Consider the following 10829-nt stretch of genomic DNA (forward strand, 5'->3'; position numbering starts at 1 on the left):
CTCGCGCGCCGGGGCCGCGTCCCCGGCGGGCGCCTGTGCGGGCGGCGCGTCCGCCAGGGGCGCCTCTTGCGGGGCGCCGGGGCGGCGGTGGGCGGGCAGGGAGGGGACGTCGGCGCCCTCGACCTCGAAGCCCGCGTCGGCGATCATGTCGAGGTCGGCCCGCCCGGCCTGGCCCTCGCTGGTCAGGTAGTCGCCGAGGAAGATCGAGTTGACGATGTGCAGGGCGAGGGGCTGGAGCGAGCGCAGGTGGATCTCGCGGCCGCCCGCGAGGCGGACCTCGACGTCCGGGCACACGAACCGGACCATCGCGAGGATGCGCAGGCAGCGCTGCGGCGTGAGCGTCCACCGTTCGGCGAGCGGGGTGCCCTCGAACGGGATGAGGAAGTTGACCGGGACGGAGTCGACGTCCAGGGAGCGGAGCGCGAACGCGACGTCCACGAGGTCCTCGTCGGTCTCGCCCATGCCGGCGATGAGGCCGGAGCACGCCGACAGGCCGGCGTCGTGGGCCTTGCGGACGGTGTCCTCGCGGTCGCCGAAGCCGTGGGTGGTGCAGATGTCGGCGTACTGGGCCTCGGACGTGTTGAGGTTGTGGTTGTAGGCGTGCGCCCCGGCCTCGCGCAGCCGCTCGCCCTGCCCGTCGCGGAGCAGGCCGAGGCAGGCGCAGATCTCGACGTCCTCGTCCCGCGCCTTGATCGCGGCGATCGTGTCGGCGACGCGCTCGACGTCGCGGTCGGTGGGGCCGCGGCCGCTCGCGACCAGGCAGACGCGCTTGGCGCCCGCGGCCATGCCCGCCGCGGCGGCGTCGGCGGCCTGGTCGGGCTTCAGCCAGGTGTAGGTGAGGATGCCGGCCTTGGAGCCGAGGCGCTGGGAGCAGTAGGAGCAGTCCTCGGGGCACAGCCCGGACTTGAGGTTGACCAGGTAGTTCAGCTTGACGCGGCGGCCGAACCAGTGCCGCCGGACCCGGCCTGCGGCGGCCACGACGTCGAGGAGGTCGTCGTCGGAGGTGGCGAGCACCGCCAGCGCCTCGTCCCGCGTGGGCGGCTCGCGCCGCAGTCCCTTGCCGGAGAGGGTGTCGAGAAGGCTCATGGTCGATGATCCTCGCCGGTCGGCGCCCGCCGGGCCAAGGCGCGGTCCCGACAAACCCGGCCGATCATGTTTTGTAGGCGGCCGGGGACGCCCGCGTGACGTCGTGCATGATCCGCCGGACGTCGCCGGGCCGCTCCTCCTGGGCGAAGTGGTCCACGTTTCCGGCATGCGACTGGATCTTAAGATCGGTCCGGCCGTTCCCTAGCCTTCGGGCCATGTTCGTTTTCGCGCAGATCAGCGACACCCATCTGGACGCCGGGGAGCGGAGCGCCGAGCGCGTCCGCCGGGTCATGGACCATCTGAACGGCTTAGCCGCGCCGCTCGGCGCGATCCTGGTCACCGGCGACATCGCCGACCACGGCGAGGCCGCCGAGTACGCGCTGGCCCGCGAGCTGCTCCGGTCGCCTTCCCCGGTGCTGACGTGCCCCGGCAACCACGACAGGCGGGAGCCGTACCGGGCGGTGCTGCTGGACGAGGAGCCGAGCGGCGGGCCGGTCGACCGCGTCCACCGGATCGGGGGCGCGCTGTTCGCGATGTGCGACTCGTCGGTGCCGGGCGAGGCCCACGGGATGCTCGGCGACGCGACGATCGCCTGGCTGGACGGCGTCCTCGCGGCCGAGCCGGACGTGCCCGCGTTCGTCTGCTTCCACCACCCGCCGGTCGTCCTGGGGATCCCGTACGTGGACGCGATCCGGCAGTTCGGCGAGGAGCGGCTCGCCGCGGTCGTCGCGCGGCATCCGCAGGTCGTGGCCGTCCTGTGCGGGCACGCCCACACGGCGGCGGCGACCACGTTCGCGGGGCGGCCGCTCCTGGTCGCGCCCGGGGTCGTCTCCACCCTCGTCCTGCCGGGGCAGGGCAAGGGGATCGTCGATCTCGACGCGCCGCCCGGGATCGCGTTCCACGTCCTGGACGACGACCGGCGGCTCACCACCCATTACCGGACGGTCTGAGGCCGCCGTCCTAGGCGGGCCTCGTCCAGTTCAGGCCGATCTCGTCGGCGGCGTCGCGGACGAGAGTGCGGTACCGCTCGACGGCCTCGGAGGTGAAGCGGTGCCGGGGGCCGCAGACGCTGACCGAGCCGTGCACCTCCCCGTCCGGGCCGAACAGCGGCGCGGCGACGGAGCCGGCGTCGGGCTGCCGCTCGCCGAGGGAGACGGCGACGCCCTCGGCGGCGGTCTTGGCGAGCTGCGCGCGCAGCGCCGCCGCGTCGGTGACCGTGCGGCCGGTGAGCGCGGCGAGCGGCCGGGCGAGGACGGCCTCGCGGCGCTCCCGGGGCAGGAACGCGAGGATCACCCGGCCCGGCGAGCCGGCGTGCAGCGGGAGGCGGCGCCCCACCTCGACCGTCATCCTGACCTCGTGCGGGCTCTCGAACTGGTCGAGGTAGACCCGCTCGTCGCCGACCAGCCCCGACAGGGCGGTGGTCTCGCCCGTCTCGTCCCGCAGGCGGCGCAGGACGGGCGCGGCGACGTTGCGGACGTTGAAGCCGCGCAGCGCGCTGACGCCGAGCGCGAGGGCCGCCGGGCCGAGCCGGTAGCCGGCGGTGCCGGGGGCGGTCTCCAGCAGCTCCCGCGACGCGAGCGACTGGAGGATGCCGTGGACGACGGCCTCGGAGATGCCCAGTTCGCGGCTGATGGCGCCGGCGCCGAGGTGCTGCGGGCCCCCGGCGAACAGCAGCAGGACGTCGGCGGCGCGTCCGGCCGTCTCCGTGCCGGCGTTCCGCGGGGCGGCGGTCTCGTTGGTCACGGTGACGATCCTAGGGACACGGGACGGTCCGGCGGCGGCCACCGGGGATCGGGGCCGGCGGCGGCCCGCCGGGGGCGGCACCGCCGACCGTCCCGGGATGGAATGCGACGCTGGTCACGGCCATTTCCGACTAAGTCTGTCGGTATTATGGGATTACCAGACGCCACACGAAGGACGGCCCATGCCCCGACAGCTCCACCTCGGCGGGTTCCAGATCGCCTCGCAGGTCACGCACTCCCACGCGGCGTGGCGGCACCCCGGCTCCGACCCCGCCGTGTTCGACCACGCCCACTACCACCGCGTCGGGCGGATCCTCGAACGCGGCAAGTTCGACTTCGTCTTCTTCGCGGACCTCCTCGCGGCGCCCGGCCGGTTCGGCGGCGGCGTCGAGGAGGCGCTGCGGCGCGGGACGCAGGCGACCGCGACGCTCGACCCGGTGCTCGTGGCGACGAGCATCGCCGCCGTGACCCGGCGGCTCGGCGTCGCGGTCACCAAGAGCACGACGTACTTCCACCCCTACGAGGTCGCCCGCGCCTTCGCGTCCCTGGACCACCTCAGCCGCGGGCGCTCGGGGTGGAACATCGTCACCTCGCTGAGCCAGGCGGAGGCGCAGAACTTCGGCGCCGCCGAGCACCTGGAGCACGACCTGCGCTACGACCGCGCGCAGGAGTTCGTGGAGGTCGCCGCGAAGCTGTGGGAGAGCTGGGACGCCGACGCGATCGTCGCCGACCGGGCGGCCGGCGTCTTCGCCGATCCGGGCAAGGTCCACCGGGTGGACCACGACGGGAAGTTCTACCGGACGCGCGGCCCGCTGAACGTCCCGCGCTCGCCGCAGGGGCGGCCGGTCTACATCCAGGCGGGCTCGTCGCCGAAGGGCAGGGACTTCGCGGCGCGCTGGGCCGAGGCGATCTTCGAGATCGACCCGACGCCGGAGGGCCGCCGTGCCTACTACGACGACGTCAAGTCGCGGGTGTCCGACGCCGGCCGGAACCCCGACCAGGTGCTGATCTTCCCGGCCGTGCTGACGTTCGTCGGCGAGACCGAGTCCATCGCCCGGGAGAAGCAGGCGTTCCACAACGAGCTGGCCGACCCGGTCTCCGGCCTGATCACGCTGTCCACGCACACCGACCACGACTTCTCCCAGCACGACCTGGACGCGCCGGTCGAGGACCTCCAGGTGCCGGGCACGCAGGGCCTGTTCGACGTCGCGCGCCGCCTGAGCGCCCGCGACAACCTGACGCTGCGCGACATCGGCAAGCTGTACTCGCAGGGCGTCCTGCTCCCCCAGTTCGTCGGCACCGCGTCCGACGTCGCGGACCAGCTGGAGGAGGCGTTCCGCGGCGGCGAGGCCGACGGCTTCATGATCTCCGCCGCGCAGACGCCGGGGTCGTTCAACGACTTCGTCGACGCGGTCGTCCCCGAGCTCCAGCGCCGCGGCCTGTTCCGCGAGGAGTACACCGGCAGCACGCTGCGCGACCACCTCGGGCTCGACCCCGTGCCGCGTCCGGCCACCGTGGAGTAGGCGGCGGGTGCCGTCGCAGCGGGCGGCCGGGGCGGCGGCCCGCCTGGGCGCGCGGGCGGGCGTCCAGCGCCCCGGCTGCCTGCTGAAAGGTCACGCGTACTCGATGGCGAACACGGCGGTGGTGTCGGCGGTCAGGGCTTGGAACAGGTGCGGCGCGTCGCCGGGGTAGGCGATGTAGTCGCCGGGCAGGAGCTCGACCGGGGCGTCGGCAGGGCCCGCGAGAGCGCGGCCGGAGCCGAGGACGACATGCTCGGCCGTGCCCGGGGCGTGCGGTTCGGAGAGGTGCGGGTCGCCGGGCTGGGCGACGACCCGGTAGAGGTCGCGGCGGATGTTCGGGGGGCAGGACGCCAGCAGCGTGGCCGCGTAGTCGGCCTGCTCCGAGCGGGTGACCGGGCCTTCCCCGGCGCGGATCACGCGGACGGCGGGGCGCGGCGGGTCCACCAGGCGGCTGAACGGGACGTCGAGGGCCGTCCCGAGCGCCCAGAGCGTCTCGACGCTCGGGTTCCCGGTACCCGCCTCCAGCTGGGAGAGCGTCGACTTGGCGAGCCCCGCCCTCCGGGCGAGCTCGGTCTGGGACAGGCCGGCGCGCTCGCGCTCGCGGCGGATCGACGCGGCGATCCGGGCGATCAGCTCGGGCATGGTTCGCTCCATCGGTCGGTCGTTCGATTTGACGAACACTCGGTGGCTCGTTCAGTGTAATGGTCGAGTGTTCATCATGCCGAACAGACAGGAGGGGCGCCCATGCCGCACCTCGGCATCCTCGCCCACAGCGCGGAGGGCGCCGCGCTGTGCTTCCGGAGCTTCTGCCACGAGGGGTTCCGCGAGCTCGGCCCGGACGACCACCCCGACGTGACGCTCGACCTGATCGCGCTCGCGCGCAGCATGCCCGCCTGGAACGCCGGGGACCACGACGCGGTCCGGGCCGTGCTCGCCGAGAGCGTCCGGCGGCTCGCCGCGGCGGGCGCCGGCTTCTTCGCCTGCCCGGACAACACCGCCCACCTGGCGCTCGAACGGCCGGGCGCCGACCTGGCGCTGCCGGGGCTGCACATCGCCGAGGTCGTCGCCGACCGGGCCGCCCGCGACGGCCGCCGCCGCGTCGGCATCCTCGGCACCCGCTTCACCATGGACGGCCCGGTCTACCCGCGCGAGCTGGCCGCGCGCGGGATCGCCGCCGAGGTCCCGGACGCCGCCGGGCGGGCGGCCGTCGATCGGATCATCTTCGAGGAGCTGGTCAACGGGGTCCTCCGCGAGGACTCGCGGCGGGAGTACGTCCGCGTCGTCGAGGACCTCGCCGCCCGGGGCTGCGACGCCGTCGCCCTCGTCTGCACCGAGATCCCGCTGCTGGTGACGCCGGACGTGTCGCCGCTGCCCACCCTCGACTCGACGCGGCTGCTGGCCCGCGCGGCGTTCGAGGCGGCCGCGGGCCGCCGCCCCCTCCCGTCCTGGCGCGGCGGCCCGCCGGGAAGCGCCGCCAGCACGACCTTCGCTTAGGGAGCGGGCATCGGCGCGGGTCCGGGTGCCGTTTCGACGGGCGGCGAAGCGTATCGGTCGTAGGTTCGGGATACCGATCGAAGGAGGCCGTCCGATGAACGCCCGCTTCCGGGACCTGCACCGCGCGGGGCGCCCGCTCCTCCTCCCCAACGCCTGGGACTTCGCCAGCGGCGCCGTCCTGGCCGACGCGGGCTTCCCCGCCGTCGGCACGACGAGCCTCGGCGTCTCGGCCGCCGCGGGCAAGCCGGACGCGGCGGGCGGCACCCGCGCGGAGACCGTCGCGCTGGCCCGGAGCCTCGTCCGGCTGCCGGTCCCGGTCACCGTCGACATCGAGGGCGGCTTCTCCGAGCGGCCCGCGGACGTGGCGGACCTCGCCGCCGAGCTGGCCGCGTTCGGCGTCGCGGGCGTCAACCTGGAGGACGGCCGCGCCGACGGGACCCTCGCTCCGCTCGACCACCAGGTCGCGGTCGTCCGCGCGGTCAAGGACGCGGCGCCGGAGATGTTCCTCAACGCACGCACGGACACGTTCTGGCTGGCAGGCGACGGCGGCCCCGACCGCGCGGAGACGCTGCGCCGCGTGCGCGCCTACGCGGGCGCGGGCGCCGACTGCGTGTTCGTCCCCGGGATCGCCGACGACGCGGACGTACGCGCCGTCCTCGACGCCGTGGACGTCCCGCTCAACGTGCTGCACCTGCCGGGCCGCACCGACTACGGCACCCTGGCGCGCCTGGGCGTGCACCGGGTGAGCTGCGGCTCCCTGCTGTTCCGCGAGGCGCTCCGCGCCACGGTCGCCGCCGCCCTGGCCGTCACGGACGGCGACGCCGCCGCTCCCCCGGCGCCGTCCTACGCCGACGTCCAGCGGCTGGTCGCGGGCAGCCCGGAGCGTCCGCGTTAACCTCGCGGCAATCGTCCCCGATTAGGCTGATCTTGGTTCCGCGACGGACGAAGGAGGCCAGGATGCGGCGGGCACTGAGCATCGCGGTGGCGCAGCCGGAGACCGCGGCCCATGACGTCGCGGCGAACGCGATGGCGCACGCGGCGGCCGTCCGGGCGGCGGACGCGCGGGTGGTGGTGTTCCCCGAGATGTCGCTGACGGGGTACGAGCTCGACGCGGACGTGGTCGCGCCCGGCGACGGGCGGCTCGCGCCGATCATCGCCGCGTGCGCGGCCACCGGGACGCTCGCCCTGGCCGGCGCGCCCGTGCCGGGTCCGCACATCGGCGTCCTGGCGGTCGACGGCGCGGGCGCGCGCGTCGCGTACGCGAAGGTGCACCTGCACCACACCGAGGCCGTGCGCTTCCGGCCCGGCGAGCCGGCCGTGATCGAGGTGGACGGCTGGCGGCTGGGCCTGGCCGTCTGCCGCGACACCGGTGTCCCCGAGCACGCCGCCAAGACCGCCGCGCTCGGCATCGACGGCTATGTCGCCGGGATCGTCCACACCGACCGCGAAGCCGAGCTCCACGGCGAGCGCGCCCGCAGGGTCGCCGCCGACCACGGCGTGTGGGTCGCCACGGCGGCCTTCGCGGGACCGACCGGCGGCGGCTTCGACCGCACGTCCGGCCGGTCCGGGATCTGGTCCGCCGAGGGCGAGCTCCTCGCCGAGGCGGGCACCGCCCCCGGCGGCCTGGCGCGGGCCGTCTTCATCCCCTAGGCAGCCTTCCCGTGCCGCCGCCCTAGTGGCCGGTGATCGTGTCGGCGAGGCGGGCGAGGACGGACGTGCGCGGCGAGTACGAGCCGGACTCGCGGGCGTCGGCCGCCCGGTACAGCGCGTACATCGCCTGCACCCCGAGCCAGCGCAGCGGCTCGGGCTCCCAGCGGCGGACGCGGCGGTTCACCCACGGCAGCGCCGTCAGCTCGGTGTCCTCCCCCAGGACGAGGTCGCGGAGGGTGCGGCCGGCGAGGTTCGCGGTGGCGACACCGTGCCCGGTGTAGCCGCCCGCGTGCCCGATCCCGGCGGCGCGGTCCAGCAGCGCGGTGGCGCACCAGTCGCGGGGCACGCCGAGGACGCCGGACCAGGCGTGCGCCACCCGGCCGGCGTCCGCGACGCAGGGGAACATGGAGGTGAGCACGGCCCACAGCGCGTCGACCGTCGCGGGCTCGGTGCGGCCGCCGTCGTCGACGCGCGACCCGTAGCGGTACGGCCGGCCGCGCCCGCCGAAGGCGATGCGGCCGTCGGCCGTGCGCTGGGCGTACATGTAGTAGTGGGCCATGTCGCCGAGCAGCTCGCGGCGCCGCCAGCCGATCGCGTCCCAGACCGCGTCGGGCAGCGGCGTGGTGACGATCATCGAGCTGTTCATCGGCAGCCAGTCCCGGCGGTGCCCGGCCAGCCCGGCCGTGAAGCCCTCCGTGGCGCGCAGCACGTACTCGGCGGCGACCGTGCCGGACGCCGTGACAGCGGCGGCCTCGGCCGGGCCCTGCCGGGGCGTGATCCGCAGGACGGGCGTCCGCTCGTAGACCTCCACGCCGAGGCCGCGGACGGCCCGGGCGAGCCCCTGGACGAGGGCGGCGGGCTGCACGCGGGCGCAGTGGGGGCTCCAGGCCGCGCCGACGGCGCCCTCGACGCGGAGCCGCTCGTCCCGGTCGGCGGCGGACAGGCACATCAGGTCGCCCTGAGCCCACCCCCACGAGCGCGACTCCTCCACCATGGCGTTCAGCCGGGCGAGCTGCGCGGCGTTGCGGGCGACGTGCAGGACGCCGCCCTTGACCAGGCCCGCCTCGATGCCCTCCTCCGCGGCGACCCGCGCCACCTCGTCCACGGCCCCGAACATGGCGTACTGCAAGGCCACCGCGGCGGGACGGCCGTGGCGGGCGGCGTAGCGCTCCCGCGACCCGGCGATCTCCCCCAGCACCCAGCCGCCGTTGCGGCCGGACGCGCCGAACCCCGCGAACTCCCGCTCCAGCACGATGATCCGCAGGTCCGGGCGGGCGCGCTTGAGGTAGTAGGCCGTCCAGAGCCCGGTGTAGCCGGCGCCGACGACGCACACGTCCGCCGTGCGCGAGCCCGGCAGCCGCGGCCCGGGCTCGGGGCGGCCGGCCTCCCGGTACCAGTGCGAGACGCCGCCGTTGACGAAGCCGGGAGCGAGCGGGGCCCGCGCGGGCGGGCCCTGGCACAGCAGAGCGCTCATGCGCCCATACTGCTGTATCCGCTACTCCCGCCGGTAGAGGGCGACGGATTCTATCGGACGGCGTCGATGGCGCGACGGGATCCGAGCCAGCGCGTCCGTTCCGCCGCGTAGTAGGCGGCGCCGTCCGGGCCGTCCGGTCCGCCGCCCCAGGGCCGCATCCCGAGCCGCTCGGCGATCTCGGCGGACGAGGCGTTGCCCGCGTCGATCTCGGCGGTCACCCGGTGCAGGCCGACCACGCCGAACGCGTAGTCGAGCACCGCGCGGGACGCCTCGGCGGCGAGGCCCTGGCCCCAGCGGTCCGGCTCCAGGCTGTAGATGATCTCGACCGGGCGGTCCGGGCCGCCGCGCCGGCCGTCGAGGCCGCGCAGCCCGACCACGCCGACCAGCGGGGCGCCGGGCAGCACCGCGTCCACGCCCGGGTCGAGCGCCGGGCCCGCCGACCAGCGGCGCCGCGCGGCCCGCAGCGCCCACAGCCCGTAGCCCTCGGTCGCGAAGTCCCGCTGGCTCGCCGCGATGATCTCGGTGACCTGCGCGGGCGAGATGATCCGGTCGTCGAACAGGTGGCGCCGGACGAGCGGGCCCGTCCAGTGCGCCAGCAGCGCGCGGTGATCGCTCATGCTCACCGGGTGCAGCGCGAGCCGCCCGGTGCGCAGGGTCTGGGTCATCAGGGCACCTCGGTCATCACGGCACCCCGCTCGTCGCCGCACCCCGGACATCCCCGTCCTCGGTCATCGCCGTCCTCAGTCCTCGCCGTCCTCCGGCGGCCACACCGGGGCGGGCTCGCCGTCCGGCACGCCCACCCGGAACACCCGCAGTTGCAGCGCCAGCGCCGCGTAGTAGCCGACCAGGGTGACCAGCTCGACCACGGCGGCGCGGCCGAGCGTCGCCACCGCCTCGGTGAACACCGCGTCGCCGAGGTCGTGCTCGGCGGCGAGCTGCCGGGCGGCCTCGTACACGACGCGCTCGCGGACGTCGGCGAGCATGGGCGCGCGGCCCTCCCGCAGCGCGTCCACCTCGTGCTCCTCCAGGCCGGCGCGCAGCCCGATCCGCTCGTGCGCGTACCACTCGAAGTCCGAGCGCAGCCGCGCCGCCACGACCAGCGTCGCGATCTCCCGCTCCCGCTTGGTGAAGGCGGTGCGGAAGCGCAGCGCGGCGCCGAGGTCCTGGAGGGGCTGCCCGACGGACGGGCTGTAGAGCATCGCGTTGAAGGGGCCGAGGAGCCGCCCGGCGTCGTCCACGAACCGGAAGGCGGCGGCCTTCGCCGGGCCGTCCGCCGCGGACGCGGGCGCCCGGCCGGCGCGCGCCCCGCCGGTCACCGCCTCGTACACCGCCCGCTGCTCGTCGCCGAGCGAGCCGGGGAACAGCAGGGGGAGGCGCGTCGCGAACGGCTCGCGCCTCGGTCGCTCGTTGACGTGCTCACCGTTTGCGGGGTCGATCACTTACCGCACGCTAGGCCGTCCGGGCGGCCCTCTCAAGCCCTGTCCGGAATGTGAAACCCCGCGCACACGATGACGTAGCGGTTGCGTAACAGGCGTGCGCGAGCGTGGTCGCGACCGAGCCGGTGACGAACGGCGCCCCACGGACCCGTGAAGGGAACGCTCCAATGCCGCTGCTCCGCATCCGTACCGAGATCGAGGACCGGCCGGGCCGGCTGGCCCTGCTCACCGCCGCGCTGGCCGAGCGGGGGGCGAACATCCTCGGCCTCTCCGTCCAGATGGACACCGAAGGCGTGGTGGACGAGTTCATCGTCGACGTCCCGGCGGGCGGGGCGGGCGCCCGCGAGCTCGCCGAGACGCTGGGCGCCGGCGGCGGCGTGCGCACCGCCGTCCGGCCCGCCCGCGCGCAGGAGCTCGTCGACGAGAC

Annotated in this window: 12 protein-coding genes; 6 read left to right on the forward strand and 6 right to left on the reverse strand. The window is 75.5% G+C overall.

Annotated features, from left to right (window positions below):
• On the reverse strand, nt 1-1086 hold a 1086-nt coding region (gene bioB, locus E1300_RS42485; protein WP_131762948.1), incomplete at its 3' end, for a biotin synthase BioB.
• 215 nt (nt 1087-1301) lie between these two features.
• Between bioB and E1300_RS42490 the strand changes: the two genes are divergently transcribed.
• Nucleotides 1302-2036 (forward strand): phosphodiesterase, encoded by a 735-nt coding sequence (locus E1300_RS42490; protein ID WP_131762949.1) that lies wholly within the window; start codon nt 1302-1304, stop codon nt 2034-2036.
• Nucleotides 2037-2046: 10 nt separating this feature from the next.
• On the opposite strand, the gene E1300_RS42495 is transcribed toward E1300_RS42490, so the two are convergent.
• Nucleotides 2047-2829, reverse strand: a complete 783-nt coding sequence (locus E1300_RS42495) for an IclR family transcriptional regulator (RefSeq protein ID WP_131762950.1) — start codon at nt 2827-2829, stop codon at nt 2047-2049.
• A 181-nt stretch (nt 2830-3010) separates the two neighbouring features.
• On the opposite strand from E1300_RS42495, the gene E1300_RS42500 reads away from it, so the two are divergent.
• A complete protein-coding gene (locus E1300_RS42500) occupies nt 3011-4351 on the forward strand; it encodes an LLM class flavin-dependent oxidoreductase (RefSeq protein ID WP_131762951.1) in 1341 nt (446 codons plus the stop codon).
• A 90-nt stretch (nt 4352-4441) separates the two neighbouring features.
• On the opposite strand, the gene E1300_RS42505 is transcribed toward E1300_RS42500, so the two are convergent.
• Nucleotides 4442-4990 (reverse strand): XRE family transcriptional regulator, encoded by a 549-nt coding sequence (locus E1300_RS42505; RefSeq protein ID WP_131762952.1) that lies wholly within the window; start codon nt 4988-4990, stop codon nt 4442-4444.
• Nucleotides 4991-5092: 102 nt separating this feature from the next.
• Between E1300_RS42505 and E1300_RS42510 the strand changes: the two genes are divergently transcribed.
• The 3 genes from E1300_RS42510 to E1300_RS42520 all read left to right on the forward strand — a co-directional run bounded on the left by E1300_RS42510 (nt 5093) and on the right by E1300_RS42520 (nt 7492).
• Nucleotides 5093-5842 (forward strand): aspartate/glutamate racemase family protein, encoded by a 750-nt coding sequence (locus E1300_RS42510; protein ID WP_131762953.1) that lies wholly within the window; start codon nt 5093-5095, stop codon nt 5840-5842.
• Between the two features lie 94 nt (nt 5843-5936).
• Entirely contained in the window at nt 5937-6737 is an 801-nt protein-coding gene (locus tag E1300_RS42515) for an isocitrate lyase/PEP mutase family protein (RefSeq protein ID WP_131762954.1), read from the forward strand.
• A gap of 62 nt (nt 6738-6799) precedes the next feature.
• Nucleotides 6800-7492: a carbon-nitrogen hydrolase family protein gene (locus E1300_RS42520; protein ID WP_131762955.1), complete on the forward strand. Its 693-nt coding sequence runs from the start codon at nt 6800-6802 to the stop codon at nt 7490-7492.
• A 22-nt stretch (nt 7493-7514) separates the two neighbouring features.
• On the opposite strand, the gene E1300_RS42525 is transcribed toward E1300_RS42520, so the two are convergent.
• The 3 genes from E1300_RS42525 to E1300_RS42535 all read right to left on the reverse strand — a co-directional run bounded on the left by E1300_RS42525 (nt 7515) and on the right by E1300_RS42535 (nt 10405).
• Nucleotides 7515-8966 (reverse strand): NAD(P)/FAD-dependent oxidoreductase, encoded by a 1452-nt coding sequence (locus tag E1300_RS42525; protein ID WP_131762956.1) that lies wholly within the window; start codon nt 8964-8966, stop codon nt 7515-7517.
• A 50-nt stretch (nt 8967-9016) separates the two neighbouring features.
• The gene (locus E1300_RS42530) at nt 9017-9631 is read right to left on the reverse strand and encodes a GNAT family N-acetyltransferase (protein WP_131762957.1); all 615 of its coding nucleotides are present in this window, start codon (nt 9629-9631) and stop codon (nt 9017-9019) included.
• 75 nt (nt 9632-9706) lie between these two features.
• Nucleotides 9707-10405 carry a carboxymuconolactone decarboxylase family protein gene (locus E1300_RS42535; protein ID WP_131762958.1) on the reverse strand — a complete coding sequence of 233 codons (699 nt, stop codon included), beginning with the start codon at nt 10403-10405 and terminating at the stop codon, nt 9707-9709.
• A gap of 164 nt (nt 10406-10569) precedes the next feature.
• Between E1300_RS42535 and E1300_RS42540 the strand changes: the two genes are divergently transcribed.
• Nucleotides 10570-10829 (forward strand): ACT domain-containing protein (locus tag E1300_RS42540; protein ID WP_131762959.1); only part of this gene is annotated, 260 nt, incomplete at its 3' end.

The organism is Actinomadura fibrosa (assembly GCF_900659615.1).
GTDB classification, from domain to species: Bacteria; Actinomycetota; Actinomycetes; order Streptosporangiales; family Streptosporangiaceae; genus Spirillospora; species Spirillospora fibrosa.

Coding starts and splice junctions, on each gene's coding strand:
- E1300_RS42510 (WP_131762953.1), top strand. CDS start 5,093: ATGCCGCACCTCGGCATCCTCGCCCACAGCGCGGAGGGCGCCGCGCTG.
- E1300_RS42505 (WP_131762952.1), bottom strand. CDS start 4,990: ATGCCCGAGCTGATCGCCCGGATCGCCGCGTCGATCCGCCGCGAGCGC.
- E1300_RS42500 (WP_131762951.1), top strand. CDS start 3,011: ATGCCCCGACAGCTCCACCTCGGCGGGTTCCAGATCGCCTCGCAGGTC.
- E1300_RS42520 (WP_131762955.1), top strand. CDS start 6,800: ATGCGGCGGGCACTGAGCATCGCGGTGGCGCAGCCGGAGACCGCGGCC.
- E1300_RS42515 (WP_131762954.1), top strand. CDS start 5,937: ATGAACGCCCGCTTCCGGGACCTGCACCGCGCGGGGCGCCCGCTCCTC.
- E1300_RS42525 (WP_131762956.1), bottom strand. CDS start 8,966: ATGAGCGCTCTGCTGTGCCAGGGCCCGCCCGCGCGGGCCCCGCTCGCT.
- E1300_RS42490 (WP_131762949.1), top strand. CDS start 1,302: ATGTTCGTTTTCGCGCAGATCAGCGACACCCATCTGGACGCCGGGGAG.
- E1300_RS42530 (WP_131762957.1), bottom strand. CDS start 9,631: ATGACCCAGACCCTGCGCACCGGGCGGCTCGCGCTGCACCCGGTGAGC.